General features: G+C 73.3%; 13 protein-coding genes. 2 read left to right on the plus strand and 11 right to left on the minus strand.

What is annotated here, in order from left to right; translation table 11 throughout:
* Positions 1-47 precede the first annotated feature (47 nt).
* From cydC to deoC, 9 genes are all read right to left on the minus strand, one after another.
* Entirely contained in the window at positions 48-1,853 is a 1,806-nt protein-coding gene (gene cydC / locus C7C45_RS14925; RefSeq protein WP_110564264.1) for a thiol reductant ABC exporter subunit CydC, read from the minus strand.
* Complete coding sequence (gene cydD / locus C7C45_RS14930; RefSeq protein WP_110564265.1) at positions 1,850-3,526, minus strand: thiol reductant ABC exporter subunit CydD; 1,677 nt, start codon at positions 3,524-3,526, stop codon at positions 1,850-1,852. Before cydD ends, cydC begins: the two co-directional genes overlap by 4 nt.
* Positions 3,523-4,530, minus strand: a complete 1,008-nt coding sequence (locus C7C45_RS14935; protein WP_110564266.1) for a cytochrome d ubiquinol oxidase subunit II — start codon at positions 4,528-4,530, stop codon at positions 3,523-3,525. The genes cydD and C7C45_RS14935 overlap by 4 nt, the downstream gene beginning before the upstream one ends.
* An 18-nt stretch (positions 4,531-4,548) precedes the next feature.
* Positions 4,549-5,802, minus strand: coding sequence for a cytochrome ubiquinol oxidase subunit I (locus C7C45_RS14940; protein WP_110564267.1), 1,254 nt, complete (start codon positions 5,800-5,802; stop codon positions 4,549-4,551).
* A gap of 358 nt (positions 5,803-6,160) precedes the next feature.
* Complete coding sequence (locus C7C45_RS14945; protein WP_110564268.1) at positions 6,161-7,066, minus strand: M56 family metallopeptidase; 906 nt, start codon at positions 7,064-7,066, stop codon at positions 6,161-6,163.
* Positions 7,067-7,076: 10 nt separating this feature from the next.
* Positions 7,077-7,574 (minus strand): BlaI/MecI/CopY family transcriptional regulator, encoded by a 498-nt coding sequence (locus tag C7C45_RS14950; protein ID WP_244200388.1) that lies wholly within the window; start codon positions 7,572-7,574, stop codon positions 7,077-7,079.
* A 723-nt stretch (positions 7,575-8,297) separates the two neighbouring features.
* On the minus strand, positions 8,298-9,122 hold the full coding sequence (locus C7C45_RS14955; protein WP_110564270.1) for an aldehyde dehydrogenase family protein: 825 nt from the start codon (positions 9,120-9,122) through the stop codon (positions 8,298-8,300).
* Positions 9,115-10,545 (minus strand): aldehyde dehydrogenase family protein, encoded by a 1,431-nt coding sequence (locus tag C7C45_RS14960; RefSeq protein WP_110564271.1) that lies wholly within the window; start codon positions 10,543-10,545, stop codon positions 9,115-9,117. Before C7C45_RS14960 ends, C7C45_RS14955 begins: the two co-directional genes overlap by 8 nt.
* Before the next feature lie 6 nt (positions 10,546-10,551).
* The gene (deoC, locus tag C7C45_RS14965; RefSeq protein ID WP_110564272.1) at positions 10,552-11,511 is read right to left on the minus strand and encodes a deoxyribose-phosphate aldolase; all 960 of its coding nucleotides are present in this window, start codon (positions 11,509-11,511) and stop codon (positions 10,552-10,554) included.
* A gap of 126 nt (positions 11,512-11,637) precedes the next feature.
* Here deoC and upp point away from each other — a divergent pair, with 126 nt between their 5' ends.
* Positions 11,638-12,270, plus strand: coding sequence for a uracil phosphoribosyltransferase (gene upp / locus C7C45_RS14970; RefSeq protein ID WP_110564273.1), 633 nt, complete (start codon positions 11,638-11,640; stop codon positions 12,268-12,270).
* A gap of 74 nt (positions 12,271-12,344) precedes the next feature.
* Entirely contained in the window at positions 12,345-13,022 is a 678-nt protein-coding gene (locus C7C45_RS14975; RefSeq protein ID WP_110564274.1) for a GOLPH3/VPS74 family protein, read from the plus strand.
* Between the two features lie 189 nt (positions 13,023-13,211).
* On the opposite strand, the gene C7C45_RS14980 is transcribed toward C7C45_RS14975, so the two are convergent.
* Entirely contained in the window at positions 13,212-14,891 is a 1,680-nt protein-coding gene (locus C7C45_RS14980; RefSeq protein WP_110564275.1) for a phospho-sugar mutase, read from the minus strand.
* Between the two features lie 48 nt (positions 14,892-14,939).
* The gene (locus C7C45_RS14985; RefSeq protein WP_110564276.1) at positions 14,940-17,036 is read right to left on the minus strand and encodes a serine/threonine protein kinase; all 2,097 of its coding nucleotides are present in this window, start codon (positions 17,034-17,036) and stop codon (positions 14,940-14,942) included.
* Positions 17,037-17,055 lie beyond the last annotated feature (19 nt).

A 17,055-nucleotide genomic window follows, 5' to 3' on the forward strand; every position in this document is an offset into this window, starting at 1 on the left:
GCAAGGCCCCGACGTCGGGGAGAACCCTGGTCCGCCCCGGAGGCCGCTCAGGGGGCGAGAGCCAGGTATCCGCGTTCGGCCGCCGCCTGCAGCAGCCACTGGTCCCGGTACCAGCCGTCGATGGCGACCAGTTCGGCGTGCCGACCGCGCTGGAGCACCCGGCCGCCGTCGAGGACGACGATCTCGTCCAGCCCCTCCAGCCCGCTGAGCCGGTGACTGATCAACAGCACCGAATGGTCGGCGGGGGTGGCGGCGACGGTGGACGCGAGCACCGCGTCCGCTGCGGTCGGGTCCAGCCCTTCGGTGGGCTCGTCGAGCACCAGCACCGGTGGGGCGGCGAGCAGCGCCCGGGCGAGCGCCAGCCGCTGCCGCTGGCCGCCCGAGAGCTGCCCGCCCTCCTCACCGACAAGCGTGTCCCAGCCCGCCGGCTGGGCGCGTACCCACTCCAGCAGGCCGGCGGCGGCGGTGGCGGCGGTCAGCTCGTCCTCGCCAGCCCCGGGCCGCCCGAGCAGCAGGTTCTCCCGAACGGTGGCGTGGAAGACGTACGCCTCGGCCAGCAGGCCGCCGACCGCGCGGGGCAGCGCCTCCTCGGCGTACGCCGACAGGTCCTGACCGTCCAGGGTGACCTGGCCGGAGACCGGCCGGACGGTGCCGGTCAACACGGCGGCCAGCGTGCTCTTGCCGGCGCCGCTCGGGCCGACCACCGCGATCCTCCGCCCGGCCGGCAGATCCAGGCTGACGCCGTCCAGGGCGGGCGCCGCGCCGGCCCGGTACCGCACGGTCACGTCGACGAAGCACAGGTCGTGCGGGCCGACCAGGGTGGTCACGCCGTCCGTGGGCCGCGGCGTCGGGGTGCCGTCGTCGAGCAGGGCGGCCACCCGGGCCAGGCCGGGCCGCAGTTGCGTCCACTGGCGGGCCGCCGCGACCAGCGCCAGTGTCACCTCGACCGCCGCCAGTGCGCCGACGGCCAGGACGCCCACCAGCACCCCCGGCACGTCGGCGGCCAGCGCGGCCAGCACCACCGCCGCTGCGGTCAACCCGGCGGTCAGCACGCCGGCCGCGTCCACCGCGAACCCGGTGGCGGCCAGCCGACGTTCCAGTCGGGCCAGCCGGCGGGCGCGTTGCTCGGCGGAGCGCAGCGCGACGCCGGTGGCCCCGAACGCGGCCAGGTCGGCAGCGCCGTGGGTGAGGTCGATCGCGTCGGTGGCCAGCGCGCCGCGCAGTGGGGCCACCTCGGCCGCGCTGCGGCGGGTGACCGCGGTGGCCAGTGCGGGCAGCGCCACACCGGCGACCAGCAGCCCGACGGCGAGCGCTCCGGCGGCCGGCAGGGAGATCAGCGCGGCCACGCCCACCGCCAGCACACCGACCAGCGCCGCCGCCGAGCCCGGGACCAGCACCCGCAGCAGCAGATCCTGGACCGCGTCGACGTCGGAGACCAGCCGGCTCAGCACGTCACCCGAGCGGTGCACGGCGCTGCGGCGGGCCGCGAGGGTGGCGAAGACCCGGGCCCGGATGTCGGTGATCATGCGGAGCACCGCGTCGTGCCCGGCGAGCCGCTCGGAGTAGCGCAACACGCCCCGACTGATGGCCAGCGCGCGGACCGCGACGATCGCCACGGTGAGCCGGTCCAGTGGAGGCTGACCGGCGGCGCTCATCAACAGCCAGGTGGCGGTGGCCATCAGGGCCAGCCCGGCGAACTCGGTGGCGGCCGCGAGCAGCCCGGCACCGACCAGACGGCCCAGGTACGGCCGGGCCAGCCGCAGCACGGCCCGTTCGGCGGTGACCCGCCCACGCGGTGCCGCGTCGCCGACCGACCCCGTGCCGACCGGGCCCGATCCGTTTGCCGTGCTCATCGGGGCCCCTTTCCGGTCGGTTCAGGCGTCAGCTCGGTGACCCGACCGTCCTCGACGCGGAGGATCCGGTCGGCGTCGGCGAGCAGCGCCGGTCGGTGCGCGACAAGCAGCGCGGTCCGCCCGGCGACCAGACGGCGGGTGGCGTCGAGCACCACCGACTCGGCCGCGGTGTCCAGTCGGGCGGTCGGTTCGTCGAGCAGCACCACAGGCGCGGCCCGCAGGAATGCCCGGGCCAGCGCCACCCGCTGCCGCTGCCCGCTGGACAGCCCGTGCCCACGTTCCCCGAGCAGGGTGTCCAGGCCGTCCGGCAGGCCGGCCACCACGTCGTCCAGGGCGGCATCGTGCACCGCGGCGGCCAGCGCGTCGGCCGGGGTGTCCGGTGCGCCGAGCCGGATGTTGTCGGCCAGCGAGGCGGCGAAGAGGTGGGCCCGCTGCGGCACCCAGGCGAGCTGTCGGCGCCAGGCGTCCGGGTCGGCGGTGGCGAGGTCGACCCCGTCCACGGTGATCCGCCCGCTGGTCGGCGTCACGAAGCCGAGCAGCAGGCCGAGCAGGGTGCTCTTGCCGGCGCCGCTGGGCCCGATGATGGCGATCCGTTCGCCGGGTCGGATGGTCAGGGTCACGTCGCGCAGCGCGGTGGTCCGCTCGTACGCCACGGTCACCCCCTCGAACCGGATCTCACCTCGCGCGTCCGGCGTGGCGGCGCCCTCGGCGGCGCGGGGCGCCACGGGCGCGGCCGAGACGGTCAGCGCCTCGTCCAGCGCGGCGAGCCCCTCCATGCTGGCGTGGAAGCGGCTGCCGGCGGACCGCAGCGGCAGGTACGCCTCCGGGGTGAGCAGCAGCACCAGCAGCGCGGTCTGCAGGGCCAGCCCGCCGCCGAGCAACCGGATGCCGACCGGCACCGCGACCAGCGCCACCGAGAGGGTGGCGACCAGCTCCAGCACCAGCGCGGAGAGGAACGCGATCCGCAGCGTCTTCATGGTGGCGACCCGGTGCCCGTCGGCCATCCGGCGCACCACGTCGGTCTGCGCCCGGGCCCGCCCGAACGCGCGCAGCGTGGGCAGCCCGGCGACCATGTCGAGGAAGTGGCCGCCGAGCAGTGCGAGCCGGCGCCACTGCCGTTCGGTGGCGGCCTGCGCCTGCCAGCCGAGCAGTGCGCCGAAGACCGGGATCAGCGGCAGGGTCAGCGCGATGATCACCGCCGAACTCCAGTCGGCGAAGACGACCCGGGCCAGCACTGCCAGCGGCACCGTCACGCTGAGCACCAGCTGGGGAAGGTATCCGGTGAAGTACGCGTCCAGCGCGTCCAACCCGCGCCCGGCCAGGGTGGCGAGCTGACCGGCGCGCTGCCCGGCCACCCAGCCGGGCCCGTGTCGGCCCACCGCGCCGAGCAGGTCGGCGCGCAGCGTGGCCTTGACCGTGGCGGCGACCCGTGCCGAGACGGTGCCCTGTGCCCAGACCAGCGCGGAACGGGCGGCGACGGCGACCACGAAGCCGGCCAGCGCCGGTCGATCCAGCCGGCCGTCGACGGCGGTGGCCAGCACCGCCGCGAGCGCGGTGGCCTGCGCCACGATCAACCCGGCGGCGAGCACACCCAGCAGCGCGAGCACGGCAAGATCGCGTCGGGCCGCGGGGACCCGGCGCAGCAGACGCGGGTCGAACGGACGGCGGTTCACCAGTACACCGGTGCCCTACCGTCGGTCCGTCCTCGGAAAACCCACCAGCACATCGCCTGGAAGCCTAGTAGGGCCGGAAGCAGCGGCAGCGCCACCCAGCCGAGCAGCCGCAGGGTCGGTGCGCTGGCGGCGGCGTCGGCCACCGTCAGCGAGGCGCCCGGGTCGGTCGTGGACACCAGCACGTAGGGCCAGAGGGCCGCGCCGACCAACCCCACCGGCAGCGCCAGGGCCGCGCCGGTGGCGACCAGGGCCCACCCCGGCCGCCGCCGCGCCAGCGCCGCGCGGGCCGCCAGCAGCGCCGCCACCAGGAGCACCGGCAGGAGTACGGCCACCGCTGGCCGCTGGACCGCGTCGCGTACCCGGGAGGAGAGCAGGCCCACGACGGTGGCCAGCGCGACCGCGGTGAGTGCCACCGGCACCAGCCGGCGGGCCGTGCGGCCGACCACAGCGGCGTCGGCGCTCGGCAGTCGCAGGGTGAGGAAGGTCGCACCGTGCACCGCGACCACGGCCACCAGGGCCAGCCCGACGGCTGCCGCGAAGGGCGTGACCAGGTGCGACACCCCGGCGACGTGCCCGTCGGCCTGGCGGGGCACACCCTGCAACAGTGCGGCGAGCAGCACACCCCAGCCCAGCGCGGCGAGGGCGCTGCCGATCATCACGACGCGGTCCCAGCGGGCGCGGACCCGTTCGTCGGTGGACCGGCTGCGCAGTTGCACCCCGGCGGTGACCAGAACGACGCCGGCCAGGGCACCGGCGACGGCCGGATAGCAGCCGGCCAGCAACTCGCCCTCCAGCAGCGGGAACGCGCCGAAGAGGATGCCGACGGCAGCCACCAGCCAGACCTCGTTGCCGAGGAAGAACGGGCCGAGCGCGGTGAGCGCGGCCCGCCGCTCGGCCGCGCCACCGCCGCGCGCGAGCAGCAGCCCGACGCCGTAGTCGTAGCCGGCGAGCACCAGGTAGCAGGCGTTGAAGAGGCCGAGCAGGACATACCAGGCGAGGTCCACGGTCTTCTCCTCAGATCCTCAGACGAGGGCGGGCTCGGGGTGGGCCGGCTCACCGGGCGGCGCAGGTGGGCGGCCGAGCGGCGGGTCGGCCGCGCCGCGCGCCGCGTGCCGGGCGAGCAGCACCCAGTTGGTGACGGCGAGGGTGCCCAGCAGCAGGCTGAAGCCGATCAGCGAGGTGAGCATCACGGGTGCGCCGACCGGGGAGACCGCCTGCTCGGTGGAGAGCAGCCCGTACGCCACCCAGGGTTGACGGCCGACCTCCCGTGCGATCCAGCCGAGGATCACCGCGACGAACGGCAGCGGCAGGGCCAGCAGGGTCAGCCAGAGCGGAAAGCGCAGCCGGATGATCCAGTCCCGGAAGAGCAGGGGCAGCAGCAGCCAGACGCAGCCCAGGGTGAAGCCGGTCAAAATCATGAAGCCCAGCCCGACGCTGGCCAGCACCGGTGGGGTGTAGTCGCCGGGGCCGAACCGGGCGGTCCACTCGGCGATCAGCGCCTGGGCCTCCGGGCTCTGGCCGCCGAACTTGGTCGGCTGCACCCCGCCGACCGGGCCGAACTGGGCGAAGCCGAAGCCCTGCACCAGGCTGATCGCCAGCGCCGACGTGACCAGGCCGATCCGCAGCGAGGTGCGGAAGAGCGCGAAGTCGGTGGTCCGCCGGATCAGGTGCCAGGCGCTGACCGCCGCCATCACCATCCCGCCGACCAGCAACGCGGCCGAGACCACGTGCCCGAACGCCATGCCGAGGCTGGGGTTGGTGAGCAGCGCGCCGAAGTCGGTGAGGTGGGCGATCCCGTCGCGGACCTCGTATCCGACCGGGTTCTGCAGCCAGGAGTTGGCCACCATGATCCAGAACGCCGACGCGTACGCGGTGATCGCCACACCCCAGAGCAGCGCGAGGTGGACACCCTTGCGGAGGCGATGCCAGCCGAAGATCCACATCCCGAGGAACGTGGATTCGAGGAAGAACGCCACAAGCGTCTCGATGGCCAGAGGTGCGCCGAAGACGTTGCCGACGTAGCGCGACAGGCCACTCCAGTTCAGCCCGAACTGGAACTCCATCACGATGCCGGTGGCGATGCCGAGCACGTAGTTGATGACGTACAACTGGCCCCAGTACCGGGTGAGTCGCTCCCACTTCGGGTTGCCGGTGAGCACCCCGGCGGTCTGCATCCCGACCAGCAGGGTGACCAGCCCGAGCGTGACGACCACGAACAGGAAATGGATCGAGGTGGTGGTGGCGAACTGCAGGCGGGCGAGGAGCAGGGTGTCCATGGCCGGCCCTCCGTAGTGTTGGCTGCCTTGTCGTAGCCACCCTACACGTAGCTTGGCTACATGTCGGTCTACTACGTCCTGTCGTAGGAAACTCTACTACGTAACGTAGTACGTGTGGGCGGGCTGGGGGAGATCGCGCTCGATCGTGGATGTAGTGGCCTCGTGGCCGCGGGATGCCCCTCGATCCTGGATCGAGTGCGATCTTGCAGTCGCGTGCGGGCGTGCGGGCGTGCGCTGTGGGGGAGGGTCAGCGTGCGGGCGTGCGGAGGCGGGCGTGCGGTGTGGTGGGCGGGCCGGCGTGGGCCGGCTGCGCTCCGCTCCGCTCCGCTCAGCTCAGCTCAGCTCAGCTCCGCTCAGCTCAGCTCAGGAACAGGGTGACGGGCAGGGCGACAAGCATGGTGGCGACTGCGAGGGCGGTGGCACCGAGCACCCGGGGCGGCCGGTCGCTGACCATCAGACGCTGCATCCGTACGTCGAGATCGCGGTCGCCCATGCCCAACGCGCCCGCCGGGGTGACCCGGTGGCCGGCGGCGGCGAACCGGCGCAGCGCTCCCGCCAGCGGTGCATCCGCGTGCAGCTCACGGGCCTTGTCGTCGGCGCGCATCTCGACGAGCAGGGCGACCCGCTCGTGCGCGTCGCGCACCCAGGCGAACCAGGGCAGCGCGCGGCACAGCGCGGTGAACGGCAGCAACACCAGGTCGTGGCGCTCGTGGGCGTGCGCGCGCTCGTGGCTCAGCACCGCGGCCAGCTCGGCCCGATCCAGCAGACTCAGCGTGCCGGCGCTGACGACCACCTGCGGCTTCACCCCCGGCAGGCAGTACGCGGCGGCACTCGGATGGTCCAACACCAGGGCGCCGGGTGCGGCCGGGTCGTCCCGGGCGACCAGGGAGAGCAGGTCCCGGTGCCGACGCTGGGCGCGTACGGTGCCGTGGATGCTGCGTACGGTCGTGGTGACCAGCACCGCCCCGATGCCGAAGCCCACCCCGACACCGGCAAGGTGGAAGGTGCTCAGCCCGACCGGCAGCGGGCCGTGGCCGAGGTCGTTGGCCAGGGCGAGCAGTGCGCTCCCGGTCGGCAGGTCGTACGTGCTCAACCCGAGCGCCATCGGCAGGCCCATCGCGGAGAGGCCCAGCGCCAACCCGACGGCCTGCCAGCAGATGATCGCCACCCGGGGGCTGCGCCACGTCCAGGTGGAGCGCGCCAGCACCTGAGCCGTCAGATAGCAGGCCAGCATGGTGGCGGCGAAGTGCACGGCGTAGGCCATGGCGCGGGCCCTACCGCTCCGCTGCCTCGCCGGCAGGTCGCCGGCCCGCCAGCTGGTCCACCCGGTCGGTCATCTCAGCGCCCGGCCCGGCTCGGCCAGATCCGACGGCGCCCGTGCCACCGGCGGTGGCGCCCGGCCCGGTCAGGCCGGCTTCGCTCCCCAGGGCCGCCCGCAGCACCTCAGCCTCGGTGCCGGTGACCGAACGGGCGAAGCGCACCAGTGCGGCGTCCCGACTGCCGCCCAGGTCGAGGGCGTCGAGCATGAGTTGGGCGATGTGCGCCTCGCGGCTGGCGGCCGGTCGGTACCGCCAGGCCCGCCCCTCCCGCTCCCGCTGCACCATGCCCTTGCCGGCGAGCCGGTCCAGCACGGTCATCACCGTGGTGTACGCCAACTCGCGGCCGTCGAGCGCGTCGGCCACCTCGCGCACGGTCACACCATCCGACGTGCCGGGGACCACGTCCCACAACACGTCCATCACCGCACGCTCAAGATCGCCCAACCGAGTCACGCCTCAATCCTACCCCCGGTAGTAGACCCCTTCGGGGGCGCTCCCACCCGTCCCCCGGCGCTCCTACCCGTCCCGCCGGGCGCTCCCGCCCGTCCCCCCGCGCTCCTACCCGTCCCGCCGGGCGCTCCCGCCCGTCCCGCCGGGCGCTCCCGCCCGTCTGCGCCCCGCCCGCTCCCCGCCCAGCGGAGATCATCAGGTTGACCGACCCCGGAGAGATCAGATCCCCCACCAACCTCATGATCACCGCCGCTCGCCCGAATGGTCACCGTCGTTGGCCCGACCACCAGCCAAGATCCACACAAGACCGGCGATGTTGCTGCATCAGGAACGCCGGAAGCAGCAACATCGCCGAAGTCGTGAAGATCTTGCACCGCACGAGCCGCCGCAGCACCGCACGAGCCGCCGCAGCACCGCACGAGCCGCCGCAGCGCCGGAGCGCGCCGCAGCGCCGGAGCGCGCCGCAGCGCCGGAGCGCGCCGCAGGGCCGGAGCGCGCCGCAGGGCCGGAGCGCGCCGCAGGGCCGCAGCGCAACGTGGCGGCCCACCAAAACCCCGCTGACCGTCAACCCAACCCGAGGCAGAACCCGCAAGCTGACCCACCCGACGGGCCGCGCCCACGTCAGGTTTTCCGGGGGAGCCCGCCCACGCAGGGATCAAGCCTGACCGCCCGGAGTGGGCGGGCTCCCCCCGGAAAACCAGAGACCCAAAGGCCGAGGACCGACGATCACACCCCCTTCGGGTGCCACACCGTCTTCGTCTCCAACAGGGCGGTCATCCGGGCCAGGCCCGGGTCGGCGAACCAGTCGTGATCGGCCGAGGCCGGTCGGAGTACCCGCTTGAGGTTCTCCGCGGCCTTGACCTCCAGGTCGGTGGCGAGCGCGGTGTCGATCACCCCGGTCAGGTCGATGGCGTTGACGTCCATGTGCGCCGCCAGCGCCGGAACGGTCTCGGTGATCGCGCCGGTGAGGATGTTGACCACCCCGCCGGGCAGGTCGGAGGTGGCCAGCACCTCGGCCAGCGTCACCGCCGCCAGGGGCTCCGAGGGCGACGCCGCCACCACCACCGTGTTGCCGGTGACGATCGCCGGGGCGATCACGCTGACCAGGCCGAGCAGCGCCGGGCGTTCCGGGGCGACCACCGCGATCACGCCGGTCGGCTCGGGCGCGGAGATGTTGAAGTACGGGCCGGCGACCGGGTTGGCGCCGCCGTACACCTGGGCGAGCTTGTCGGCCCAGCCGGCGTACCAGACCCAGCGGTCCACCGCGGCGTCCACCTCGTCGCCGGGTACGCCCAGGGCGACGAACTGCGCGCGGCGGCCCTCCAGCATCTCGGCGGCCCGGTAGAGGATCTGACCTCGGTTGTACGCGGTCGCCCCGGCCCAGCCCTTGACGGCGGCGCGGGCGGCGACCACCGCGTCCCGGGCGTCCTTGCGGGAGGCCAGTGACACATTCGAGGACTGCACGAGATACGACCGTCCCGACTCGCTGCGCGGGAACTTCCCGCCGATGAAGAGCTTGTACGTCTTGCGTACCGCGACCCGCTCAGACATTGAGGTACGCCTCCAGCCCGTGCCGGCCGCCCTCGCGACCGTAGCCCGACTCCTTGTAGCCGCCGAACGGCGAGGTGGGGTCGAACTTGTTGAACGTGTTGGCCCAGACGACGCCGGCGCGCAGCCGGTCGGCCATCCACAGGATCCGGGATCCCTTGTCGGTCCAGATGCCGGCGGACAGCCCGTACGGCGTGTTGTTGGCCTTCTCGACGGCCTCTGCCGGGGTGCGGAAGGTGAGCACCGACAGCACCGGGCCGAAGATCTCCTCGCGGGCGATGCGGTGGGCCTGGGTGACGCCGGTGAAGATGGTCGGCGCGAACCAGAAGCCCCGGTCGGGCAGCTCGCACGGGGGCGACCAACGTTCGGCGCCCTCGGCCGAGCCGGCGTCGGACAGTTCGCGGATCCGCTCCAGTTGGGCTGCCGAGTTGATGGCGCCGACGTCGGTGTTCTTGTCCAGCGGGTCGCCGACGCGGAGTTGGGCCATCCGCCGCTTCAGCGACTCCAGCACCCGGTCGGCCACGTTCTCCTGGACCAGCAGCCGGGAGCCGGCGCAGCAGACGTGCCCCTGGTTGAAGAAGATGCCGTTGACGATGCCCTCGACGGCCTGGTCGATGGGGGCGTCGTCGAAGACGATGTTGGCGGCCTTGCCGCCCAGCTCCAGGGTCAGCTTCTTGCGGGTGCCGGCGACGGATCGGGCGATGGCCCGGCCGACGTCGGTGGAGCCGGTGAAGGCCACCTTGTCCACGCCGGGGTGCTCGACCAGCGCGCGGCCGGTGTCGCCGGCGCCGGTGACGATGTTGACCACGCCGGGCGGCAGGTCGGCCTGTTGGCAGATCTCGGCGAAGAGCAGCGCGGTCAGCGAGGTGGTCTCCGCCGGCTTCAGCACCACCGTGTTGCCCGCCGCGAGGGCGGGGGCGATCTTCCAGGCGAGCATCAGCAGCGGGAAGTTCCACGGGATGACCTGCGCGGCCACGCCGATGGGCCGGGGATTCCCGCCGAACCCGGCGTGCTCCAGCTTGTCGGCCCAGCCCGCGTAGTAGAAGAAGTGCGCGGCGACCAGCGGCAGGTCGACGTCGCGGGACTCCCGGATCGGCTTGCCGTTGTCCAGGGATTCCAGGACGGCCAGCTCGCGGGAGCGCTCCTGGATGAGCCGGGCGATCCGGTACAGGTACTTCGCCCGGTCCCGGCCGGGCATCGGACCCCAGACCTTGTCGTACGCCTTCCGGGCGGCGCGCACCGCGCGTTCCACGTCTGACGCGCCGGCCTCGGCGATCTCGGCCAGCACCTCCTCCGAGGCGGGGTTGATCGACTTGAAGCTGTCACCGTCGGTCGGATCGACGAACGCGCCGTCGATGAACAGCCCGTACGAGGGTTTGAGGTCCACCACCGAGCGGGACTCGGGGGCGGGGGCGTATTCGAACATCGGCTATCAGTCCAGGGTGAAGTAGTCGGGACCGGAGTAGGTGCCGGTCGTCAGCTTGGTGCGCTGCATCAGCAGGTCGTTGAGGAGGCTGGAGGCGCCGAAGCGGAACCAGTCCGGGTCGAGCCAGTCCGTGCCGACGGTCTCGTTGACCAGCACCAGGTACTTGATCGCGTCCTTGGTGGTCTTGATGCCACCGGCGGGCTTCACACCCACCTGCCGTCCGGTCGCTTCGCGGAAGTCGCGGACCGCTTCCAACATCACCAGCGTCACCGGCAGGGTCGCCGTGATCGGGACCTTGCCGGTGGAGGTCTTGATGAAGTCGCCGCCGGCCAGCATGGCCAGCCAGGAGGCCCGCCGGACGTTGTCGTAGGTGGCCAGCTCGCCGGTTTCGAGGATCACCTTGAGATGGGCGTCACCGGAGGCTTCCTTGGTGGCCACGATCTCGTCGTAGACCTCCTTGTACCGCCCGGCCAGGAACGCACCCCGGTTGATCACCATGTCGATCTCGTCGGCGCCGGCCGCGACGGCGGCCCGGGTGTCGGCGAGCTTGATCTCCAGCGGGGCCTGACCCGATGGGAACGCGGTCGCCACGCTGGCCAGGTGCACGCCACTTCCACGTAGCACCTCGGCGACGTACGGGACCATCGCCGGGTAGACGCAGACCGCGCCGACGTGGGGGCAGGACGGGTCGGCCGGGTCGGGGCGCAGCGCCTTCGCGGCGAGCGCGCGCACCTTGCCCGGGGTGTCCGCGCCTTCCAGGGTGGTCAGGTCGACCATCCGGATCGCCAGGTCGATCGCCTGGGCCTTGGCGGTGGTCTTGATGGATCGGGTGCCGAGCTGTGCCGCCCGCTGCTCCGCGCCGACCTGGTCCACGCCCGGCAGGCCGTGCAGGAAGGTCCGCAGAGCGGTCTCGGATCGTCCCAGCTCGGAGAGCTCCGACCGGGCCGACGTCGTTGTCGCCGTCATGCCCCGAAGTCTACGCACGGAAAGGGCAAGTGATCTTGCTCACAGCGGCCTGCCGGACGTGAGCGGCGTCGCTGGTCCGCGCGCAGTCACACCGCCGCCGGGGACGGACCGGTAGGTTGAGCGATCGTGGACGTACTCGTCATTGACCACCCGCTGGCCCAGGCCAGGCTGACCGCCATGCGGGACGCGCGCACCGATTCCTCGACGTTCCGGGCCGCGCTGCACGAACTGACCACCATGCTGGTGTACGAGGCGGCGCGCACCTTCCCCGTCGAGCGGTACCCGGTGCAGACGCCGGTCACCGGCACCGAGGGCACCCGGCTGGCGAACCCGCCGTTGCTGGTGCCGGTACTGCGGGCCGGTCTGGGCATGGCGGATGCCGCGCTCGGCCTGCTGCCCGAGTCCTCGATGGGCTTCGTGGGCCTGGCCCGCGACGAGGAGACCTACGAGCCGCGCGCGTACATGGAATCGCTGCCCCGGGACCTGACCGGGCTGCCGGTGCTGGTGCTGGACCCGATGCTGGCCACCGGTGGCTCGTTGGAGCACTCCTGTCGGCTGCTGGCCGACCGGGGCTGCACCGACATCACCGTGCTCTGCGTGCTGGCCGCGCCGGTCGGCATCGAGCGGCTGGAACGCTCCGGTCTGCCGTTGCGCCTGGTCACGGCCTCGATCGACGAGGGGCTCAACGACCGCATGTTCATCGTCCCCGGGCTCGGCGACGCCGGTGACCGGCAGTTCGGTGGCATGCCCCGGTTCTGAGGCGGTGACCCGGACGGTGCCGGGTCGGGCGGGTCCGTGCGCGGCGATGCGCGGACCCAGTACCGTGTCCGGCCATGACTGGTGTTGCGCTCGCCGAGGAGTTGCTGCTCCTCGCCTACGACGACACGACCGGCAAGGCGACCATGCCACGGATCAGCCTGGACCTCGGCATGGCCGCCGCGGTGCTGGTCGAGTTGGCCCTGGCCGGCCGGATCGCGTACGACGACGGGTCGTTGACGGTGATCGACCCGACGCCCACCGGCGAGCCGGTCGCCGACGAGGTGCTGGGCCGGATCGCGGCCGATACCCCGCACACCCCGGCCTCCTGGGTGCAGCGCCTGCGGCACGGCCTGCGGGACCGGATTCTCGGTGACCTCTGCGGCCAGGGTGTGATCCGCGACGTGGACGAGACCGAGTTGGGCTTCATCCACGTGCACCGCTACCCGGTCCTGAACGCCGCCATCGAGGCGGAGACCCGGCAGCGGCTGGCCGAGGCTCTGACCGGCGCGGCGGCCCCGGACGAGCGGACCGCCGCGCTGGCCACCCTGGTCGTGGTGCTGCGGATGGAGGCCGGGCTCGGGGTGAGCGGCGAAACCGCCGCCGACGCTCGTCGCCGGCTGGAGGAGATCGCCACCGGCGCCGGCTTCTCCGGCGAGGTGAGCACCGACGACTCGGTGGTCCGTCCCTCGGTGGGCCTGGTCGTCGCAGCCCTGGGCAGGGCCGTCGACCAGGCCCTCGGCCCGCGCCGCTGACCTCGCGCAGCGGTCTTTCTTAGGTCGACCAGGCGTCGGCCCGTCCGGCACCCACGCGTCCTTTGCTCTGCTTCAACGGAGGCAACAGTCCGGTCCCGTTTTCGTAGCGTGGGTTGAAGCAGAGCAAAGGAACCAGAGGGGGCAGGCGGCCGGACTTCCCCGGTGGTCGGCCCCGACGCGGCCCGCCGGTCAGAGCCCCAGCGCCGCGGCGATCTCGCCGCGTAGGGCGGCGACCGCCTGCGCCGCCCGGCTGCGGGCCGTCGGGACGTCACCGTCCACGACCGGCTCCACCACCTCGAGGTACGCCTTGAGCTTCGGCTCGGTCCCGGACGGGCGGATCACCACCCGCGCCTTCGCGGTCCGCAGGATCACCACGTCCGACTCGGGTAGCAGGTCCCGGACGCTGTCGACCGACTGCCCGAGCAGGGCGGTCGGGGTGGCGGCCCGGATCCTGGCCATCGCGTCGGTGATCACCCGCAGGTCGTCCACCCGGGCGGAGAGCTGGTCGGTGTGGTGCACGCCGAACTCGGCCGCCAACTCGTCCAGCCGGTCGGTCAACGTGCGGCCCTGCGTCTTGAGGCCGGCGGCCAGCTCGGCCACGGTCAGCGCGGCGGTGATGCCGTCCTTGTCCCGGACGTGCTCCGGGGCGACACAGTAGCCGAGCGCCTCCTCGTAGCCGAAGACCAACGGCGCGCTTCCACCGCCGGCCCGCACGATCCACTTGAAGCCGGTCAGCGTCTCGTCGTAGGGCAGGCCACGGGCCGCGCACATCGCCCGCAGCAGTGACGACGACACGATGGTGGTGGCGTAGAGCCCGGTCACCCCGCGGCGCATCAGGTGGTCGGCGAGGAGCACGCCCACCTCGTCGCCGCGCAGCATCCGCCAGGTCTGCCCGCCGTCGCCCGCGCTGTCGCGGACGACCACCGCGCACCGGTCGGCGTCCGGGTCGTTGGCGATGGCGAGGTCCGCGCCGGTGGAGTCGGCCAGCGCGATCAGCCGGTCCACCGCCCCCGGCTCCTCCGGGTTGGGAAACGACACGGTCGGGAACGCCGGGTCCGGCTCGGCCTGGTCGGGGACCACCCCGGGGACGGGGAAACCAGCGCGGGCGAAGGCGGCGGTGAGCACCGCCGCGCCCACCCCGTGCAGCGGTGTGTACGCCACCGTCAGGTCCCGTGGCCCTTCCGGGTCGATCACCGCGGTGGCCTGTTCGACGTACGCGGCGACCAGGTCGTCGCCGAGCACCTGCCCGGGTTGGCCCAGCGGCACCTGGGTCAGCGGCCCGACCGATCGGATGGCCGCCTCGATACCGGCGTCGGCGGGCGGCACGATCTGCGCGCCGGCGCCCAGCGCACCGCCCAACTCCGCGCCGAGGTAGACCTTGTAGCCGTTGTCCTGCGGCGGGTTGTGGCTGGCCGTGACCATGACCCCGGCGACCCCGCCGAGGTGACGCACCGCGTACGCCAGCACCGGGGTGGGCAGCGGGCGGGGCAGCAGCAGTGCCGGCCGGCCGGCCCCGGTTGCCACCTGGGCGGTGCGCTCGGCGAACTGCCGGGAGCCGTGCCGAGCGTCGTACCCGATCACCAGGGGACCGGTGCCGCCCTGGGCGGCGAGCCAGCCGACCAGGCCGGCAGCGGCCTGGGTGACCACGGCGAGGTTCATTCCGTTCGGGCCGGCGCGCAGCGGGCCGCGCAGGCCGGCGGTGCCGAAGGTCAGCGGGCCGGCGAACCGGTCGGCCAGCTCCGGCGCGCTCGCCGGCAGCCCGTCGAGCACCGCCGTCAGCTCGTCCCGGCTGGCCGGGTCGGGGTCGTCGGCCAGCCAACGCTGGGCCTGCTCGCGAATGTCGTCGATGTCAGTGGTGTCCGCCGCCATGCCTCTTGATAGCACGGCGGCGGATCACCGCTGTGGGTTCCCTCCGGCTCAGCCTTCCCCGGTGAGCTGGAACGTCCGCACCATCTCGTCGAAGATCGGCTTGCTCTCCGCGAACTTGGCGTCGGTCGAGGTGAGGTAGAACGAGTACGCCTTGCCGCCCTCCGCCACACCCCGCCAGACGCCGTGCCGCATGACGTCGCCCTCGCCGCAGGTGTACTCGAATTCGGCGGCGGGCTTGCTGGCCAGCTCGGTCTCGGTGGCGTTGACCTGCGCGTACGGCTTGACGCAGGAGGTGCTCCTGGTCTTGAGACCGTTCTCCGCCGTCTCTGCCCACCGGGTGGAGCTGCTGGACCACTTCTCGGTGATGATGCGGACCTTGCGGCCGCTGTCCTCCGGGTCGATGTAGTCGGTGTAGGAGCCGCCGGTGGCCTTCTTCCAGCCCTTCGGCACCATGACCTGAATGCCGCGGGCGGCGTGTTCCTGCATCTCGACGCCCGCGCCCGCCGCGGCGGACGGACCGGGCTGTGCCTGCGGGCTGGTCGGCGGCGGGTCGTCCCCGCCGGAGAGCGCCAGCGCACCGAGCAGCAGCACGACGGCCAACCCTCCGGCCGCGGCGAGCTGCACCTTGCGCGGCCAGCCCTTGACCGTGCCGACGAGCTGGACTCCGGTGCTGCGGACCTTGCCCAGAGCGCCGCCCCCGGAAGGGGCGGGCGCGGCGGCCCAGGGCTGGCCGGTGCCCGGCACCGACCACTGGTTGCCGCCACCGTAGGTGCCGCCGATGCGCTGGGTGGCCTCCGGTGCGCCGCCGTAACCGACCTGCTGGGTGGCGTCGGCCGGGCTGCCGTAACCGACCTGCTGGGTGGCGTCGGCCGGGCTGCCGTAGCTGACCCGCTGGGTGGCGTCCGGGTGTCCGCCGGCGTCCACCCGTTGGGTGGCGTCGGCGCTGCCGCCGTAGGTGCGCCCGATGGCCGCCTGACCGGGGCCGGGCATCGCGCCGGTGGGCGTGTGCAGCGGGCCGGCCAACGCGTCGGCGCTGGTCTCGTCGAGCCCGGTGGCGTCGGCGCCGCCGACCGGCTGTGGGCGTTCGCCCCGGCGCAACGCGGCCAGCCGGTCGGTGAGGGACTCACCCGGGGCCAGCATCGCCGGACCGCCGATCTGGTTGTCCGGCTTCGGCTCCGGCTGGGGCGGCGGAAGGACGGGCACCGGGCGCTGCTGCACCGGCACCACCGCGTACGGGTCGGTGACCGAGTGCACAGCGCTCGCGGTGCTGCCCAACGGGCCGGCGAGCAGCTCGCGCAGCATGGCCCGGGAGGTGTGCACGTCCAGCCGGCGCGCCGGGTCCTTCTCCAGCAGACCCATCAGCACCCGGGTCAGCGGGCCGCTGCGCTGCGGCGGGGCGGGCGGGTCCTCGACCACGGCGTGCATGGTCTCGATCGGGTCGCCCTTGTCGAACGGGGGCCGCCCCTCCACCGCGGTGTAAAGCGTCACACCCAGCGAGAAGAGGTCGCTCGGCGGGCCGAACTCCTGGCCCATGGCCCGCTCGGGCGAGATGAAGTGCGGCGAGCCGAGCACCATGCCGGGGGTGGTGAGCTGCACGTCGGTGGGCATCCGGGCGACCCCGAAGTCGGTGAGCACGCAGCGCCCGTCGCTGCAGATCAGCACGTTGGCGGGCTTCACGTCGCGGTGCAGCACGCCGATCGCGTGCGCGACCTCCAACGCGCCGAGCAGCGCAATGCCGATCTTGGCGACGGCGCGGGGCGCGACCGGCCCGTCCTCGATGACCATGTCGGCGAGGCTGCGGGCGTCCAGCAGCTCCATCACGATCCACGGCCGGCCCGCCTCGGTGACCACGTCGTACACCTGCACCACGGCGGGGTGCTGGAGGGCAGCGGCGGCGCGGGCCTCGCGCAGGGTGCGTTCGTACATCGCGTCGCGGTCGCTGGGGGCCAGCCCCGGAGGCAGGACGACCTCCTTCACCGCCACATCGCGGCGCAGCAGGGTGTCTGTGGCACGCCACACCGTGCCCATGCCGCCGTTGCCCACCGAGGATCGCAGCGAGTACCGGCCACCAATGGTGGTGCCGGGCGCTGCTCGTCCGTTGGCGGGACTAACTGGTCCGCCGCTCCACGTCGGGATCTGAGTCACAGAAAAGCCACCGGGGGAA

It is taken from the genome of Micromonospora arborensis, from assembly GCF_003205615.1.
Lineage (GTDB): Bacteria > Actinomycetota > Actinomycetes > Mycobacteriales > Micromonosporaceae > Micromonospora > Micromonospora arborensis.